This window comes from Sphingomonas sp. (assembly GCF_019635455.1).
Lineage (GTDB): Bacteria > Pseudomonadota > Alphaproteobacteria > Sphingomonadales > Sphingomonadaceae > Sphingomonas.
The window spans coordinates 25,821-42,579 of sequence record NZ_JAHBZJ010000008.1; the positions used below are offsets into that span (position 1 = coordinate 25,821).

Below are 16,759 nucleotides of genomic sequence, written 5' to 3' on the forward strand. Positions count from 1 at the left end.
TAGCTAATTATCGAATTGAGTCAAGCACCCTTGCGCCATGCGCCGCTTCCCCCGCCCCCCATCTCCCGCTAAGGGCGCGGCATGACCGATCATGCACCCGACCCCGCGATGCTGGCCAAGGCGGAAACACTGACCGACGCGCTGCCCTATATGCAGCGCTACAAGGGCAAGACGTTCGTCGTGAAATATGGCGGCCATGCGATGGGCGACCCTGAACTGGCGCGCGATTTCGCCGAGGATGTCGTGCTGTTGAAGGCGGTGGGCATCAATCCGGTGGTGGTCCATGGCGGCGGCCCGCAGATCGGTTCGATGCTGAAGCGGCTGGGCGTCGAATCGCAGTTCGTGGGCGGGCTGCGCGTGACCGACGCCGAAACCGCGCGGATCGCGGAAATGGTCCTGGCCGGATCGATCAACAAGGAAATCGTCAGCTGGATCAGCGCGGCCGGCGGCCGGGCGATCGGCATTTCGGGGAAGGATTCGGGGCTGGTCACCGCGCGCAAGATCGAACGCAGCGAAGCCGATCCGTTGCAGGGAATCGAACGGCATGTCGATCTGGGCTTTGTCGGCGAGCCGGTGGCGGTGGATGCCGGCGTGCTGCGGACCTTGTGCGACCAGGGCTTCATCCCGGTGGTCGCACCGATCGCGATGGGTGCGGATGGCCACACCTATAACATCAACGCCGATACGATGGCCGGGGCGATCGCCGGCGCGATGGGCGCCGCGCGCTTTTTCCTGCTGACCGACGTGCCGGGCGTGCTGGGCAAGGACAAGGATCTGCTCACCGACCTCGATCCCGGCCGGATCCTGGCGCTGAAGGCCGACGGGACGATCAGCGGCGGCATGATCCCCAAGGTCGAAACCTGTGTCGCGGCGGTCGATGCCGGGGTGGATGCGGCGGTCATCCTGGACGGGCGGATTCCGCATTCGATGCTGCTCGAAATCTTTACCACCCAGGGCGCGGGTACCTTGGTTCACCGCTGAGGCGTTCTATATTAGTAATACGGTTGCCGCGGCCCCCGGCTTGCGGGTAGAAGCGGCGAAAGCACCGGAGGACCCTGTTGGAAACCTTACTCGCGATCACCTTCGACATCGTCCAGATCCTGTTGAACGTGTTGTGGTGGATCATCGTCGTCCAGGCGATCCTGTCGATCCTGATCGCGTTCAACGTGATCAACACCTATAATGATTTCGTGAGCGCGCTGTGGCGTGGCCTCAACACGCTGACCGAGCCGATCTACCGCCCGATCCGCCGCGTCCTGCCCGATACCGGGCCGATGGATTTCGCGCCGTTCGTCGTGCTGATCCTGATCGCGATCATCAATTACGCGGTCATTCCCAATCTCGACGCCGCGCTCGCCAGCCCGCCGATGTGACCCCCTGGCGCGTCGAACCGGACGGCATCCGCATCGCGGTGCGGGTGACGCCGCGTGCGTCAAAGAATGTGGTGTTGCCCGGCACGGCCGAGCATTTCGCCGCACGGCTGACCGCGCCGCCGGTCGAGGGGGCGGCCAACGCCGCGCTGATCGCGCTGCTGGGCAAGACGTTCGGCGTGGCGAAGCGCGAGGTGACGCTGATCGCCGGGGACACGGCGCGGGTGAAACGGCTTTTCGTGCGCGGCGATCCGGAGGTGCTGGCGGGGATCGCGGCAAGACTTTATGGGGCGGGACATGACGGCTGAACTGATCGACGGAAAGGCATTCGCGGCGGGGCTGCGCGCGCGGGTCGGCGAACACGCGGCCGCGTTCGAGGCGGCGGCGGGGCGCAAGGCCGGGCTGGCGGTGGTGCTGGTGGGCGAGGATCCGGCATCGTCGGTTTACGTCCGCAGCAAGGGCAAGGCGACAGTCGCCGCCAACATGGCGAGTTTCGAACATCGCCTGCCGGCCGGGACCGACCAGGCCGAACTGATCGCGCTGGTCGATCGGCTGAACGCCGATCCGGCGGTGGACGGCATCCTGGTCCAGCTGCCGCTGCCCGGACAGATCGATGAACAGGCGGTACTGACACGGATCGACCCGGCCAAGGATGTCGATGGCTTTCACCCGGTCAATGCCGGGCGGCTGGCGACCGGGCTGGAGGGATTCGTTCCCTGTACCCCGCTGGGTTGCCTGATGCTGCTCGAAGATCAGCTTGGCGACCTGGCGGGCAAGGACGCGGTGGTGATCGGGCGATCGAATATCGTCGGCAAGCCGATGGCGGCGCTGCTGACCCGGGCGAGCTGCACCGTGACGCTGGCGCATTCGCGGACAAAGGACCTGCCCGGCCATGTCGCGCGCGCCGATATCGTCGTCGCGGCGGTGGGGCGCGCCGGCTTCGTCAAGGGCGAATGGCTGAAACCGGGGGCGACGGTGATCGATGTCGGCATCAATCGCGTCGATGGCGCGCTGACCGGCGATGTCGATTTCGACAGCGCGGCATCGGTGGCCGGCGCGATCACCCCGGTGCCGGGCGGGGTCGGACCGATGACGATCGCATGCCTGTTGCGCAACACGATCGTCGCCGCGTACCGTAATGCCGGGATTGACCTGGCGAAGGACGCGATCTGATGTTGAGCGTGCTTGTGCTGGCCCAGGCCATGACCGCCGTCGATGCCGAGCGCGCGTTCAATCGTGCCGCGCAGATCGAGGGGCAGTGGACCGCGTTCCGCCGCTACGCCGATGACAACGCGGTGATGTTCGTACCCGAGCAGAAGGATGCGCGGGCTTTTCTGGAGCCGCTCAAGGATCCCCCCATTGCGGTACAATGGTGGCCGGCCGACAGCTTCGTGTCGTGCGACGGCAGCTTTGCGGTGAACACCGGGCCGTGGGTGCGGCCGGGCGCAAGCGGCTATTTCACCACCGTGTGGAAGCGGCAGGACGATGGCGGCTGGAAGTGGGTCTATGACGGCGGCGATACGCTGACCACGCCGCGCGCGTTGCCCGAAACGCCGCGCGTGCGCCGCGCATCCTGTAGCGGCAAGCCCGGCACGACGGAAATTTCCCCCTATTACGCAATCGGCCGCGGCGCATCGAGGGACGGGACGCTGCGCTGGGGCTGGACCGTGGCGGCGAATGGCGCACGCGTGTTCGACGCCGAACTGTGGAACGGCAGCCGGTTTGAGACCGTCGTCAGAGATCGGATCGCCGGACAGCCCTGATCTACAGTGGCGGCAGCGCCCAGTCGATCGTGCCGCGCCCGTTCGCCGCGAGGAACGCGTTCGCTTTCGAGAAATGGCGGCAGCCGAAAAACCCGCCATGCGCCGACAGCGGCGAGGGATGCGGCGCGGTGAGAACGAGGTGGCGATCGTCCACCGCCTGTGCCTTGCGGCGCGCATGGCTGCCCCAGAGCAGGAACACCACCGGGTCGGGCAGCGCGTTGACATGCGCGACGATCGCGTCGGTGAACCGTTCCCAGCCCCGCCCCTGATGCGAGGCGGCCTGTCCCATCTCCACCGTCAGCACGTTGTTGAGCAACAGCACTCCCTGCCGCGCCCAATGTTCGAGGAACCCGTGCCGCGCCGGCGGGATGCCGAGATCGCTCTGCATCTCCTTGTAGATGTTGACCAGGCTGGGCGGCACGCGCACGCCCGGCTGGACGGAGAAGCACAGGCCATGCGCCTGCCCTTCGCCATGATAGGGGTCCTGTCCCAGGATCACGACGCGCACGTCGCCGGGCGGGGTAAGGTCGAGCGCGCGGAACCAGTTGCGGCCACGCGGGAAGATGCGCTTGCCCGCCGCCTTTTCCGCGACCAGAAATGCGCGCAAATCCGCCATGTAGGGCGCGTCGAACTGCCCGCGAAGCGGTTCGAGCCATTCGGGGTGCAGATGGACCGTCATCGTTTGGGGACTGGGCGATGGCGGGCGGACCTGTCAATGCGCGCCGATGCACATGGCCCATGACAGCACCGCGCCCGCCGCGCCCGAAATCAGGTTCGACCAGTTTCTGGCGGTCGATATCCGCATCGGCACGATCATCGCCGCCGATCCCTTTCCACAGGCGCGCAAGCCGGCGTTCATCCTGACGATCGATTTCGGCCCGGCGATCGGCGTCAAGCGTTCATCGGCACAGATCACCGAACATTATGCGTGCGACGACCTGCCCGGACGGCAGGTGGCGGCGGTGGTCAATTTTCCGCCGCGCCAGATCGGGCCGATGATGTCCGAAGTGCTGACGCTGGGCTTTCCCGATGCGGATGGAAAGGTGGTGCTGATGGGACCGAGCGAACCGGTACCGAACGGCGGCCGGCTGTTCTGATTCGTCGCAAATGCGCGCGCCCGCCCTTGCCATTGCCGGCGCACTAGGCAAATCTCGTGCCATCCACGCACCGCTTTTCAGGAGGCACGCTTGCTTCGCTCCACGACTTTCATCGGCGCGCTCGCGCTCACCGCGACGGCGATGTCGGCGCCGGCATTCGCCCAGCGGCTCGGCACGCCGACCCATTCGATGAACAATCCCGACCGCGACGAACCCGCCAAGCCCAAGGCAGAGGGGACGCCGGAATCCGAGCCGACCGGCGCGGCGATCCAGTCGGTGGAGATCAAGGCGGGCGAGAAAAAGGTGCTGCTGGCGATGGCCGGCGACGATGGCGCGACGATGGTTCATCTGGCGGACGGCCCGATGAAGCGGACGGCGATCATCACGGCGACGCTGACGGTGAAGGGATCGACCAGCACGCTGAAGGTCGCCAATGCGAGCGGCGGCACGTTCGACTATACGATCGAGGGCGATCCCAGCGGCGCCGGCAAATGGGCGGCCGCGGGCGAAGCGTCGGTCAAGGACCGGCAGACGTCGAGCACCGATTATCAGGTCGAGCTGAAGGCGGTGCGGCTGAGCGGATTCAAGTTCACCAAGAAGAAATAGCGGCCCGGTCCCGGCGCATGCGGCGCCGCGCCGATTGCTCATATGTTGCTCAGGTCGCGCTCATGACGCGCGGCGGGGCCGGCGCGTAGCTCCTTCGTCATCCCTGACGGAGGAAGGACGATGATCGATCGAATTGAGAGCGGACGTGGCTGGCGCATCATGCGCTGGACGGCCACGGCCGGCCTGTTGCTGATCCCGGCGGTCGCCATGCGCTTTACCGTCGAGGTGCGCTGGAGCGCCGCCGACTTCGCGGTCATGGCGCTGCCGCTCGCCGGGGCGATGGGCGGATATGAGCTGTTGATCCGAAGCGGCGCGGACGGCCTGTACCGCGCCGGCGCTGCGATCACCGCCACCGGCCTGTTCCTGCTGGTCTGGATCGCCATGGCGGTCGGCATCGTCGGGGACGCGGGCAACGCCGCCAACCTGATGTTCGCGCTGGTGGTCGCAACCATCGTCGGCGGCGCGATCGCCCTGCGCGGCTCGATGACGGGGATGACGCATACGCTGATCGCGGCGGCGGGCGTTCAGCTGACGCTCGGCATCGTGGCGCTGGCCGGCGGGATGGGGCGCGAGGGCGCGGGCTGGCCGGACGATGTGATCGCGCTGACCGGCATGTTCACCGCATGCTGGCTGATCGCCGCGCTGGCGTTCCGTACCGCCGGACGACGGGCATGAGCGCCCCCACGCCGCCGCCGAGAGATGCGCGCGCACAGCCCGACCCGGACGCGGCCAACACCCTGTTCGACCGGATCCACCGCTCCCCGCGCATCCCCGATCGCTATGCCGCGTGGCGGACGGTGAGCAGATAATTGAGGCTGTCGTCGGCCGAGAGGTGGAAGCCCGCGCCCGGAGAGAAGGACAGCCCGCGCCGGTCGGTCACCCGAAGCCCGGCCGCGACCAGCATCTCCTCCAGCTCATCGGGCGTGAGGAAGCGATCATGGTCATGGGTGCCGCGCGGGATCATCCCCAGCCCCTCCCCGACCGTGATCATCGCGAGGCGCGAGAGCGGGGTGCGGTTGGGGGTGGAGAGGATCATCAGGCCGTCAGAGGCCAGCGCGGCGGCCAGCCCCGTAACGAAGGCCGCCGGATCGGCGACATGCTCGATCACCTCCATCGACGTGACGAGATCGAACCGGCGGCCGGCGGTCAGCGTCTCGAACTCTCCGGCCAGATAGTCGATGTCGAGACCGGCAGCGGCGGCATGCGCGCGCGCCGCGCCGATATTCTCGGGCGCCGCATCGACTCCGGTGACGCGGGCGCCGAGCCGGGCGAGCGGTTCGCACAACAATCCCGCGCCACAGCCGACATCGAGCGCGGACCGGCCCGCCAGCGGCGCGAAACCGGCCGGATCGCCGCCCCAATGCGCATCGATCGCCTCCCGGATATAGCGCAGCCGGGGCGGGTTCAGCCGGTGCAGCATCGCCGACGCCCCCTTCGGGTCCCACCAGTCCGCCGCCAGCCGCCCGAAATGCTCAGCTTCGCGGGGGTCAATCGTAGCTTTGCTTGTCATTGCCATCCCCCCCTCCTATCAGCGCCCCCGCAACGACCCAAGGGGCGGAATCAATGGCGCGGATTGTGATGAAGTTCGGTGGCACGTCGATGGCGGGCATCGAGCGGATTCGCAACGTCGCCGAACGCGTGAAGCGCGAATGGGAGGCGGGCCACCAGGTGGCGGTGGTGGTGTCCGCGATGGCGGGCGAAACCGACCGGCTGGTCGGCTTTTGCAAGGAAGCCTCGCCGCTCTACGACCTGCGCGAATATGACGTCGTGGTTTCCGCCGGGGAACAGGTGACCAGCGGATTGCTGGCGATCACGCTCCAGGCGATCGGCGTGCCGGCGCGCAGCTGGCTCGGCTGGCAGCTGCCGGTCCACACCAGCAGCGCGCATGCCAGCGCGCGGATCGGATCGATCGACACCGACGCGCTGAACGCCAGCCTGGCCGACGGCAAAGTCGCGGTGGTGCCGGGATTTCAGGGGCTGGCCGACGACAATCGCGTCACCACGCTGGGTCGGGGCGGATCGGATACCAGTGCGGTCGCGGTGGCGGCGGCGATGAAGGCGGACCGGTGCGACATCTATACCGATGTGGACGGCGTCTACACGACCGATCCCCGTATCGTTCCGCGCGCGCGCAAGCTGGGCAAGGTCACCTATGAGGAGATGCTCGAGCTGGCGAGCGTGGGGGCGAAGGTGCTTCAGACCCGCTCGGTCGGACTGGCGATGAAGGAGGGGGTGCGCGTGCGCGTGCTGTCCTCGTTCGAGGAGCATCAGGAAGACGACAGGCGCGACGACGCCGGGCATCGCGGCACGCTGATCGTCGGCGAAGAGGAGATTGAGGACGTGGAACGCCAGCTGATCACGGGAATCGCGCACGACCGGAACGAGGCCAAGGTGACGCTGACCGACGTGCCGGACCGTCCGGGCGCGGTCGCGCACATCTTTGGCCCGCTGGCCGAGGCGGGGATCAACGTCGATATGATCGTCCAGAATATCGCCCATGCGACCGGATCGACCGACGTGACCTTCACGGTTCCGCGCGCCGAACTGGCCCGCGCGCTGGACGTCCTGGAAAAGCAGAAGGGACCGATCGGCTTCGACCGGCTGATCCACGACGCGAAAGTGGCGAAGATCAGCGTCGTCGGCGTCGGCATGCGCAGCCATGCCGGTGTCGCCGCGACGATGTTCGACACGCTGGCCGAACGGCGCATCAACATCCTCGCCATCACCACGAGCGAGATCAAGGTCAGCGTGCTGATCCATGAGGACGAGACCGAACTGGCGGTGCGCGTGCTGCACACCGCCTATGGCCTGGACGCGCCGGAGGAAGCGGCGGCCTGAACCGGCGGTCGGCGCGCCGGTCAGCTCAGCCTGAGCGCGGCCGCCACGCCGAAATGATCGGACGGATATTCGCCATCTGTCGGCACGTCGCCGATGCGGTGCGCCGGACCGATCGCGAAACGCCCCGGATCGGCAAGGATATGGTCGATGATGCGCGGCGCATGGCCCCGCGCCTCGACCAGCGTCGTGCGCACCGAGGGCGGAAGCGGGGCCGGCACCAGGCCGCGCTGGCGCAGGGGGGCCAGCCCCGGATCGGCGAGCGGCGCATTGAAATCGCCCATTACCACCAGCGGCGTACCGTCGGCGGGCAGCCAGGCGAGCAGATCGCGCACCTGCTGCGCGCGGACCGCCGCGGCATCGGGCTGCCACGCCAGATGGGTAACGACGATATCGACGGGCGTCCCGGCACGCGCGACGCGGACCCGGATCGCGGTGCGATAATCGGACAGTGGCGCCAGCTTTCGCGTATCCGCCGACAGGACCGGCAAACGGGTCAGCACCGCATTGCCATAGCGGTTCGCCGCATCCGGCGGCGAGGTGGACATGAAGGTCACGCGATAGCCGCCCAGCGCCGCCGCGATCGTTTCGGCCTGGTTGGGCAAGCGCTTGCGACCGTCCTGCAACACTTCCTGAAGCCCGATCACATCTGCGTCGGCAGCGCGCAACGCGGCGACCAGCAGCGGCAGGCGCGCCGCCCAGTCGCCGGCATCGTGCCAGATGTTGAACGTGGCGAGACGCAGCAGCGCGCGGGGTGCGGCGGGACGCGGCGCACAGGCGGCCAGCGGCGCCATGCCGGCGACGGCGAGCAGGGAACGGCGATCGATCATCCCCGATCCCTAACCGCCCCGGTCATGGTCGCCAAGCGCCCGCCAGGCCTCGCCGATCAGGTGCAGCGCGATCTGCCGGCGATGCGGCATCCGGCGATGTTCGAACAGATAGATGCCCTGCCACGTACCGAGCACCGGCGCGCCGTTCGCGACCGGAATCGAAAGCGAAACGGCGGTGATCGCGGCGCGCAGGTGCGCCGGCATGTCGTCGGCGCCCTCATCGTCATGTTCATAGCCGGCGCGTTCCGGCGCCAGGGCCGCGAACCAGCGTTCGAGATCGCGGCGGGCGGCGGGCGCCGCATTTTCCTGGATCAGCAGCGAGCAGCTGGTGTGGCGCACGAACAGGGTGAGCAGACCGGTGGCGAGGCCCGTCCCCGTCACCCACGCGCGCACCGGGTGCGTGACGTCGTGCAGCCCCGGGCCGGGCGTGGCGATGGTGAGTTCGCCGGCATGCTGGCGCATCGTCGCTCCTTTCACCGGCTGGACCGGCACCGCATCGACGGATACGCGTTGGGACGACATGCGCAACCTTTGCTCCGCCCTGCTCGCCGCGACGCTGGCCGCCTGTTCGCCCGCACCGCAGGCGCCAACCGCCAATGAAGCGACTCCGGCCGGCACGCCGGCGCCGGTGATCCCGGCGCCCCGCCCCACACTCGGCACGATCACGCTCGATCCGGTCGGCGAGGCCGCGACCGGCGTGCTGAAGGGTGAACTGCGCTGCGCATTCCTGAGCGAGCAGGGCGTGCTGCTGTTCGCCGCAGCGGGCGACGCCGATCCCGCGAGCCATGCGACGGCGGTGGTGGCGCGCGCCGGCACGCCGGTCGCGCTGCGCGCCGATGCGACCGGCGGGTTCGATGCGATGCGCCAGGGCGGCGGCTTTGCCGGGGGCGGCCTGCGCATTTCGCTGACGCGCGGCGCCGACCGGGCGACGGGCCATGAGGGATCGAGCCACGCGGCGACGCTGTCGATCGAGGGCGCGGGCATGGCGCCGGCCGCCATCGACGGCATCTGGGAATGCGGTCCCTGATCGCGCCGACGCTTGCACATCCGCCGATCCCGGCGCTAGGGCCGGGCGATGAGCATCGGTGAAGAACGCTTGCAGCGCCGGATGGCGCGCGGCCGCGAGTTCCTTGGCAGTGAAACGGCGATCCTGTGCGGCGCGATGTCGTGGGTGAGCGAGCGCAACCTGGTGTCCGCGATTTCCAACGCCGGCGGGTTCGGGCTGATCGCATGCGGCGCGATGACCCCCGAATTGCTGGACGCGGAAATTGCGGGGACGAAGGCGCTGACCGACAAGCCGTTCGGCGTGAACCTGATCACCATGCACCCGCAGCTGTTCGATCTGATCGCGATATGCGCAAAGCATGAGGTGACGCACATCGTGCTGGCGGGCGGGCTGCCCCCGGCCGGATCGCTCGACGCGATCAAGGGAAATGGCGCCCGGCTGATCTGTTTCGCGCCGGCCCTTTCGCTCGCGAAAAAGCTGATCCGCTCGGGCGTCGATGCACTGGTGGTCGAGGGGATGGAGGCCGGCGGCCATATCGGCCCGGTTTCGACCAGCGTGCTGGCGCAGGAAATCCTGCCCGAAGTCGCCGATCAGGTGCCGGTGTTCGTTGCCGGCGGGATCGGCCGGGGGGAGGCGATCGCCGGCTATCTCGACATGGGGGCGGCGGGCGTGCAGCTCGGCACCCGCTTCGCCTGCGCGAGCGAGAGCATCGCGCACCCCAACTTCAAAAAGGCGTTCTTCCGCGCCAGCGCGCGCGACGCGGTGGCGAGCGTACAGATCGATCCGCGCTTGCCGGTGATCCCGGTTCGCGCGCTCAAAAATGCGGGCAGCGAGCTGTTTACCGCCAAGCAGCGCGAGGTCGCGCAGGCGCTGGACGAGGGCCGGGTCGCGATGGCCGAGGCGCAGTTGCAGATCGAACATTACTGGGCCGGGGCGCTGCGTCGCGCGGTGATCGACGGCGACATCGACAGCGGATCGCTGATGGCTGGCCAGTCGGTCGGCATGGTTTCGAAGGAAGAGCCGGTCGCCGAGATCATCGCACAGCTGATGGCCGAGGCCGCCGCCGCTCTGGAAAAACGCGCCGCCTGACGCGCGGGGGCGGCGCGCCTTAACGCGAAATTGACGCGGCCATGATCAGGTCGGCGGCATGTATCGCGTTCCCGTCCTCGCCGCCCTGGCGCTGCTGTCCGCCTGTGCCGCCACTCCGCGCGTCGCCACCGCACCCGCGCCTGCGACCCCGCCGGTCCCCATGCGCGCGGGACCCCCGGCGCCGCCCGACGGCGCGGCGCCCAACCTGTCGATCCCGGCGCGACTGGCCGATGGCGGCTATGCGACGCCGAACCGCGACCTGTCGCCGGCAGGGGCGGTGTGGCACCTGCGTGCGGCGTTCAACGTCGCCGCGCTGAACTGTCCCGACCCCATGCTGGCGCAGGCCTATAACCGCCTGCTCACCGCGCATCGCGAGACGCTGGCGACGGCGCATCGCCGCCTCGCGGCGGAATATGGCGGCGCCGACCGGTTCGATCCGGCGATGACGCGCCTCTATAATTATTTCGCCCAGCCGCCCGCCGCCGCCGGCTTCTGCGCGGTCGCGGCGCCGCTGTTGCGCGAGGCGGCAAGCCTGCCCGCCGGTCAGTTCGCCGCGTTCGCGCCGACCGCGATCGCCGCGATCGACCGGCCCTTTACCGCTTTTTACGCGCGCTATGACGACTGGCGGATCGCGGTGGCGGCATGGCGGCGCGGCGAATCCGGCCCTCCGCAACTCGCCTATGATACCGCCGTCTTCGTCGCCGATGCGGTCGTCACCGGAGGGCGTGAGGTGACCGCCGCGCGCTGACGCTCGCTTGGCGCGCCCGCGCCGATCTGATAGCGCCGACGCCATGCCGACCGCCGCCGCATCCGCCCGCGAGATTCTGACGCGTCTTCACGATGTCATGGCGTCGCGCACCGGCGCGCAGGGCAAGCTGAACGCGGTGGTCGAGATCATCGGCGAGGCGCTGCAAAGCGAGGTCTGTTCGATCTATCTGCTGCGTGAGGGCGTGCTCGAGCTGTTCGCGACGCGCGGCCTGTCGCAGGAGGCGGTGCATGTCACGCGCCTGGCCCCGGGCGAGGGACTAGTCGGCACGATCGCCAAGAATGTCGAGACGCTGAACCTGGACGAGGCGGCCGCGCATCCCGACTTCGCCTATCGCCCCGAAACCGGGGAAGAGGCGTTCCACAGCTTCGCCGGCGTACCGATCATCCGCAGGGAGCGCGCGGTCGGCGTGCTCGCGGTACAGCATGCCGATCCGCGCCGATATGAAGAGGTGGAGATCGAGGCGCTGCAAACCGTGGCGATGGTGCTGAGCGAGCTGATCTCCAACGCCGGCCTGATCGACGAGGCGGGGGTGGGCGCCGGGACGACCCGGGCGCATTCGACTGCCACCGCGCGCGTCGGCGGGTTCAAGCTGGTCGATGGCATGGCCGCGGGCGCGGCGGTGTTCCACCAGCCGCGCATTTCGATCGAGCACACCGTCGCCGAGGATACCGAGGCCGAGCGCCACCGGGTCTATGCCGCGTTCGACAAGATGCGCGAGCAGATCGACCGGATGACGAGCCAGGCCGAGTTCGGCGTCGGCGGCGAGCATGAGGAGGTGCTCGAGACCTACAAGATGTTCGCCTATGACGAGGGCTGGGGCCGGCGCATCAACGAGGCGATCGACAGCGGCCTGACCGCCGAGGCGGCGATCGAGCGCGTCCAGCAGCGCACCCGCATGCGCATGCGCGAGATCGACGATCCGTTGCTGCGCGACCGGATGCACGACCTGGAGGATCTGTCCAACCGGCTGTTGCGGATCGTGTCGGGCCAGCTCGGCACCGCCGCGCAACTGGGCCTGCGACAGGATTCGATCCTGATCGCGCGCAACCTGGGTCCGGCCGAACTGCTGGAATATGATCGCCGCCGGCTGAAGGGCGTGATCCTGGAGGAAGGGTCGCTGACCGCGCACGTCACCATCGTCGCGCGCGCCATGGGCGTGCCGGTGCTGGGGCGCGTCAAGGATATCCGCCGCCTGATCGCGGAGGGCGACCGGCTGTTGCTCGACGTGAACGAGGAAACGCTGGTCATCCGCCCGACGCTGGCGATGGAAGAGGCGTTCGACGCCAAGCTGTTGATCACGCAGAAACGCCGGGCCGCGTTCGCCGCGCTGAAGAGCGAACCGCCGGTGACGAAGGATGGGCATCGCGTGACGGTGATGGTCAATGCCGGATTGCGTGACGACGTCGCCGCGCTCGACATCACCGGCGCCGACGGGATCGGCCTGTTCCGCACCGAATTTCAGTTTCTGGTGTCCGCCACCCTGCCCCAGCGCGAGGGGCAGAAACGGCTGTACAAGGATGTGCTGGACGCGGCGGGCGACCGCCCGGTGACGTTCCGCACCGTCGATATCGGCGGCGACAAGGCGCTTCCCTATCTCGACCATGACGAAAATGGCGAGGAGGAGAATCCGGCGATGGGCTGGCGCGCGCTGCGCCTGGCGCTCGACCGCGAAGGCCTGATGAAGGTGCAGGCCCGCGCGCTGCTGGAGGCGGCGGCCGGGCGCACGCTGAACGTCATGTTCCCCATGGTGAGCGAACCGTGGGAGTTCGACGAGGCACGCGCCCTGTTCGAAAGCCAGCGCGCGTGGCTGGAGTCGCGCGGCCACAAACTGCCGCTCCAGATCCGCTATGGCGCGATGCTGGAGGTGCCGGCGCTTGCCGAAGTGCTCGACATCCTGTTCGAACGGCTCGATTTCCTGTCGGTCGGCACCAACGACCTGACCCAGTTCCTGTTCGCCGCCGACCGCGCGCATCCCAAGCTGGCGGTCCGCTACGACTGGCTCAGCCCGTCGATCCTGCGCTTTCTGAAACGCGTGTCGGACCAGGCGCGCGACGCCGGCAAGCCGCTGGCGGTGTGCGGTGAGATGGGCGGTCGGCCGCTGGAGGCGATGGCGCTGATCGGGCTGGGCATCGATCGGCTGTCGATCACCCCGGCGGCGGTCGGCCCGTTGAAAGCGATGGTCCGGTCGCTCGACCGCGCCGCGCTGATGGCGGCGATGCCGGCACTGCTGGCCGCGCCCCCCCGCGACATGCGGGGTGCGCTGGCCGCATGGGCGAGCGCGAACGGGGTCGAACTGGCCTGATCGATCTGCGGTTTTCCGGGTTTTTCTCGCCTGCCAGCGTTGACATCACCCCCGGGCGCGGGTCACCACAGGACGACGCACCACCCCGCGCACGACCGGAGCCGAGCGAATGGACGAAGAAACCGGCAACAGCCCCAGCCTCTTCCCCGAGAAGGTCGGCGAGAAGCTGCGCGACGCGCGGCTTGCGCAGGGATTGGAGCTGGCCGACATCGCGGCGCGGACGCGGGTGCCGCTGCGCCATCTGGAGGCGATCGAGGCGTCGGATTATTCGGGCCTGCCCTCCCCCACCTATGCGATCGGCTTCGTCAAGGCTTATGCGCGCACGCTGGGGCTGGACGAGGTCGCGCTGGCCAGGGAACTTCGCGGCGAGACGGCGGACATGTTCGCCCAGCGCGAGGTGTATGAAAGCTACGACCCGGAGGACCCGATCCGCGAGCCGTCGAGCGGCCTGGTCTGGGCGGGCGCGGCGATCGCGGTGCTGCTGCTCGCGGCGGTCGGCCTGTGGTACGGCACCGACCTGTTCCGGGGCGGCCACGCCGCGGCGCCCGAACCGACCCCCGTCGCCAGCGCGACCCCCGAACCCGCGCCGAGCGCGACGCCGACGCCGTCCAGCGGCGGCCAGGTGACGCTGACCGCGACCCAGCCAGTATGGCTGCGCATCTATGATGCCGACGGGAAGCGATTGTTCGAAAAGGAAATGGCCGCCGGGGAGCGGTATGACGTGCCACGCGACGCCAGGGGGCCGATGATCAATCTGGGCCGGCCCGAGGCGATTCAGGTGACGATCAACGGATCGAACGTCGCGCCGCTGGGCAAGGCCGGGGTCGCCGTGAAGGACATACCCGTGAGCGCGGAGGCGCTGATGGCGCGGGGCGCGGACGCGGCGCCGGTCGGGAATTCGACCGCGCCCTGACGCCGCCGCCGTAAAGCGTGGCGACAGATTCGCCATGTGATGTATAGGGTACCGATATCTGACGCCTGTGGGGGGTGTGTGAATGCGTAACGTGTTGAAACTGGCGGCGCTCGGCAGCGCCGCGTCGATGCTGACGATCGCGGCGATGCCGGCGGGCGCCCAGGCGGGCCGCGACGGGATCGAGGGCCGGGTCGACCGGCTGGAGCGCGAGATGCGCGCGGTGCAGCGCAAGGTGTTTCCGGGCGGCGCCGGCCAGACCGTCGAGCCGCAGATCACCCCGCCGCAACAGAGCCAGGGCGCTCCCGGCGTGCCGGCGACCGGCGTCGTCACCGACCTGACCGCGCGCGTCAACGCGCTGGAATCGCAGATGTCGTCGATGACGGGGCAGATCGAACAGACCTCCTATAAATTGCGTCAGCTGGAGGACGCGTTCACCGCCTATAAGCGGTCGACCGACGCGCGGCTGAAGGCGCTGGAGGAAACCGCCTCGTCGGTCGGGACCGGCGACGCGCCGCCGTCATCGTCGGGCGCCACCCGCCCGCCGGCATCGCGCCCGTCCACCGGCGGAGGCGCCGCCGCGAGCACGCCGACCCCGGCCCCCGCCGCGTCCACCACGGTCGCGGGGATCGAACGGCCAAAGACCGACGACCCGGCCGAGGATGGCTATATCTATGGCTTCCGCCTGTGGTCGGCGAAGGAATATGACAAGGCGGTGGTCGAACTGCGCCAGGTCGTCCAGAAATATCCCAAGCATCGCCGCGCCAGCTATGCCCAGAACCTGCTGGGCCGCGCGCTGCTCGACCAGGGCAAGCCGGCGCTGGCCGCCACCGCCTTTTTCGAGAACTACCAGAAGATGCCGAATGGCGAGCGCGCGCCGGATTCGCTCTATTATCTCGCACAGGCGCTGGTGAAGATGAAGAAGCCGGCGAGCGAGGTGTGCAAGGTCTATGACGAACTGACCCAGGTCTATGGCGACCGGATCAGCGAAGCGATGAAGATGGATGTCGCGACCGGCCGATCCGCCAGCAAGTGCAAGTGACGCGCTGACCCCGCCCGACCCGCGATGGGTCGAACGGTTCCGGGGCGACGTGGAGGCGCTGACCGGCGAAACGCCGTCATCGGAAAGGATGCTTGCGCTCGCGGTATCGGGTGGCCCCGACAGTGTGGCGATGCTCATGCTGGCCGCCCAAGCGCATCCCGGTGCCGTGCGTGCCGCCACCGTCGATCATGGCTTGCGACGCGAGTCGGGGAACGAGGCCGCGCTCGTCGCGGAGCTGTGCGATCGAATCGCGGTCCCGCATCAGATCCTCAAGCCCCGGCGAAAGCTCTCGGGTGCGAGTATCCAGGCGGTGGCCCGCACCGCTCGCTATGCGTTGCTGGGGGATTGGGCGGTCCAGACGGGGGCGATGGCGGTCGCCACCGCGCATCATGCCGACGATCAGGCCGAGACATTTTTGCTTCGCGCGCGCCGCGGCACCGGGCCGTCGGGGTTGTCGGGAATCCGCCCGCGCTGGAACTGGGACAGGCATCGCTGGCATCGGGGCTATCCCAAGGATGGCGTCGTGGCCGTTGCGGACGTGGATCGCGTCGCGGTGATCCGCCCCTTGCTGAACTGGCGGCGGTCGGACTTGCGTCGGTTTGCCGAGGCGATCGCGGCACCGTTCATCGATGACCCGAGCAACGTCGATCCACGTTTCGAACGCGTGCGCATGCGCCGGCTGCTGGCGGAAAACCCCTGGCTGGACGCTGTCGCCTTGTCGAAATCCGCCAGCATCTGCGCGGATGCCGACCGCGACCTTACCGCCATGTTCGAATGGCTGAGCCGCGACCGGTTGCGCGCGAGCGACGTCGATTCCCGACACTATGATATGAGCGGGCTGCCTCGCGAACTGCGGCGGCGGCTCGCGCGCGACGCCATCGCCTATGTTCGCATGATTTCGGCGATCGGCGAGGGGCAATGGTCCGAGGGAGCGAACATCGAGGCGCTGCTCGACGCGCTGGAGAGCGGGCGCAAGGCGACGCATGCCGGCGTCATGGCGACGCCGAAGGGCGATCTGTGGCTGTTCGCGCCGGCCCCGCCGCGTCGATCACACTGATCGGCTCAATGCGCGGGCCGTTCCATTGCCATTAACCTGACAACGCCTATCTTGGCAGCCTATCGCAAGAGTGCCGGAACCGC

At 68.6% G+C, this 16,759-nt stretch carries 21 protein-coding genes; 17 read left to right on the top strand and 4 right to left on the bottom strand.

What is annotated here, in order from left to right; translation table 11 throughout:
* Positions 1 to 81: 81 nt before the first annotated feature.
* From argB to KF783_RS10840, 5 genes are all read left to right on the top strand, one after another.
* Entirely contained in the window at positions 82 to 981 is a 900-nt protein-coding gene (gene argB, locus KF783_RS10820) for an acetylglutamate kinase (RefSeq protein WP_294079195.1), read from the top strand.
* 77 nt (positions 982 to 1,058) lie between these two features.
* Positions 1,059 to 1,373, top strand: coding sequence for a YggT family protein (locus KF783_RS10825; RefSeq protein WP_294079197.1), 315 nt, complete (start codon positions 1,059 to 1,061; stop codon positions 1,371 to 1,373).
* On the top strand, positions 1,370 to 1,678 hold the full coding sequence (locus KF783_RS10830) for a DUF167 family protein (RefSeq protein ID WP_294079199.1): 309 nt from the start codon (positions 1,370 to 1,372) through the stop codon (positions 1,676 to 1,678). The genes KF783_RS10825 and KF783_RS10830 overlap by 4 nt, the downstream gene beginning before the upstream one ends.
* Positions 1,668 to 2,543, top strand: a complete 876-nt coding sequence (gene folD / locus KF783_RS10835) for a bifunctional methylenetetrahydrofolate dehydrogenase/methenyltetrahydrofolate cyclohydrolase FolD (RefSeq protein WP_294079201.1) — start codon at positions 1,668 to 1,670, stop codon at positions 2,541 to 2,543. The genes KF783_RS10830 and folD overlap by 11 nt, the downstream gene beginning before the upstream one ends.
* Entirely contained in the window at positions 2,543 to 3,133 is a 591-nt protein-coding gene (locus KF783_RS10840; RefSeq protein ID WP_294079203.1) for a hypothetical protein, read from the top strand. Before folD ends, KF783_RS10840 begins: the two co-directional genes overlap by 1 nt.
* Position 3,134: 1 nt before the next feature.
* Here the strand turns inward: KF783_RS10840 and ung are convergent, their stop codons facing one another.
* Positions 3,135 to 3,812, bottom strand: a complete 678-nt coding sequence (gene ung / locus KF783_RS10845) for a uracil-DNA glycosylase (protein WP_294079205.1) — start codon at positions 3,810 to 3,812, stop codon at positions 3,135 to 3,137.
* Positions 3,813 to 3,858: 46 nt separating this feature from the next.
* Here ung and KF783_RS10850 point away from each other — a divergent pair, with 46 nt between their 5' ends.
* From KF783_RS10850 to KF783_RS10865, 4 genes are all read left to right on the top strand, one after another.
* Complete coding sequence (locus KF783_RS10850; protein WP_294079206.1) at positions 3,859 to 4,230, top strand: tRNA-binding protein; 372 nt, start codon at positions 3,859 to 3,861, stop codon at positions 4,228 to 4,230.
* Positions 4,231 to 4,320: 90 nt separating this feature from the next.
* Positions 4,321 to 4,836, top strand: coding sequence for a hypothetical protein (locus KF783_RS10855; RefSeq protein ID WP_294079208.1), 516 nt, complete (start codon positions 4,321 to 4,323; stop codon positions 4,834 to 4,836).
* Positions 4,837 to 4,956: 120 nt separating this feature from the next.
* Positions 4,957 to 5,511: a hypothetical protein gene (locus tag KF783_RS10860; protein WP_294079210.1), complete on the top strand. Its 555-nt coding sequence runs from the start codon at positions 4,957 to 4,959 to the stop codon at positions 5,509 to 5,511.
* Positions 5,508 to 5,645: a hypothetical protein gene (locus KF783_RS10865; protein WP_294079211.1), complete on the top strand. Its 138-nt coding sequence runs from the start codon at positions 5,508 to 5,510 to the stop codon at positions 5,643 to 5,645. Before KF783_RS10860 ends, KF783_RS10865 begins: the two co-directional genes overlap by 4 nt.
* On the opposite strand, the gene ubiG is transcribed toward KF783_RS10865, so the two are convergent.
* A complete protein-coding gene (gene ubiG / locus KF783_RS10870) occupies positions 5,615 to 6,352 on the bottom strand; it encodes a bifunctional 2-polyprenyl-6-hydroxyphenol methylase/3-demethylubiquinol 3-O-methyltransferase UbiG (RefSeq protein WP_294079213.1) in 738 nt (245 codons plus the stop codon). The genes KF783_RS10865 and ubiG overlap by 31 nt on opposite strands.
* 47 nt (positions 6,353 to 6,399) lie before the next feature.
* On the opposite strand from ubiG, the gene KF783_RS10875 reads away from it, so the two are divergent.
* The gene (locus KF783_RS10875) at positions 6,400 to 7,674 is read left to right on the top strand and encodes an aspartate kinase (protein WP_294079214.1); all 1,275 of its coding nucleotides are present in this window, start codon (positions 6,400 to 6,402) and stop codon (positions 7,672 to 7,674) included.
* A gap of 20 nt (positions 7,675 to 7,694) precedes the next feature.
* Here the strand turns inward: KF783_RS10875 and KF783_RS10880 are convergent, their stop codons facing one another.
* Together KF783_RS10880 and KF783_RS10885 are read right to left on the bottom strand one after the other, a co-directional pair.
* A complete protein-coding gene (locus KF783_RS10880; protein WP_294079216.1) occupies positions 7,695 to 8,501 on the bottom strand; it encodes an endonuclease/exonuclease/phosphatase family protein in 807 nt (268 codons plus the stop codon).
* 9 nt (positions 8,502 to 8,510) lie between these two features.
* Entirely contained in the window at positions 8,511 to 8,963 is a 453-nt protein-coding gene (locus KF783_RS10885) for a secondary thiamine-phosphate synthase enzyme YjbQ (RefSeq protein WP_294079218.1), read from the bottom strand.
* Between KF783_RS10885 and KF783_RS10890 the strand changes: the two genes are divergently transcribed.
* The 7 genes from KF783_RS10890 (at position 8,935) to tilS (ending at position 16,676) form a co-directional block, all read left to right on the top strand.
* Complete coding sequence (locus tag KF783_RS10890; RefSeq protein ID WP_294079220.1) at positions 8,935 to 9,528, top strand: hypothetical protein; 594 nt, start codon at positions 8,935 to 8,937, stop codon at positions 9,526 to 9,528. The genes KF783_RS10885 and KF783_RS10890 overlap by 29 nt on opposite strands.
* A gap of 48 nt (positions 9,529 to 9,576) precedes the next feature.
* On the top strand, positions 9,577 to 10,596 hold the full coding sequence (locus KF783_RS10895; RefSeq protein ID WP_294079222.1) for a nitronate monooxygenase: 1,020 nt from the start codon (positions 9,577 to 9,579) through the stop codon (positions 10,594 to 10,596).
* Between the two features lie 58 nt (positions 10,597 to 10,654).
* The gene (locus KF783_RS10900; RefSeq protein ID WP_294079223.1) at positions 10,655 to 11,344 is read left to right on the top strand and encodes a hypothetical protein; all 690 of its coding nucleotides are present in this window, start codon (positions 10,655 to 10,657) and stop codon (positions 11,342 to 11,344) included.
* 43 nt (positions 11,345 to 11,387) lie between these two features.
* Entirely contained in the window at positions 11,388 to 13,667 is a 2,280-nt protein-coding gene (ptsP, locus tag KF783_RS10905) for a phosphoenolpyruvate--protein phosphotransferase (protein ID WP_294079225.1), read from the top strand.
* A gap of 109 nt (positions 13,668 to 13,776) precedes the next feature.
* Positions 13,777 to 14,580: a RodZ domain-containing protein gene (locus KF783_RS10910; protein ID WP_294079227.1), complete on the top strand. Its 804-nt coding sequence runs from the start codon at positions 13,777 to 13,779 to the stop codon at positions 14,578 to 14,580.
* An 82-nt stretch (positions 14,581 to 14,662) separates the two neighbouring features.
* Positions 14,663 to 15,619 (top strand): tetratricopeptide repeat protein, encoded by a 957-nt coding sequence (locus tag KF783_RS10915; RefSeq protein WP_294079228.1) that lies wholly within the window; start codon positions 14,663 to 14,665, stop codon positions 15,617 to 15,619.
* Positions 15,582 to 16,676 (top strand): tRNA lysidine(34) synthetase TilS, encoded by a 1,095-nt coding sequence (gene tilS / locus KF783_RS10920; RefSeq protein ID WP_294079229.1) that lies wholly within the window; start codon positions 15,582 to 15,584, stop codon positions 16,674 to 16,676. The genes KF783_RS10915 and tilS overlap by 38 nt, the downstream gene beginning before the upstream one ends.
* The last annotated feature ends 83 nt before the right edge of the window (positions 16,677 to 16,759 follow it).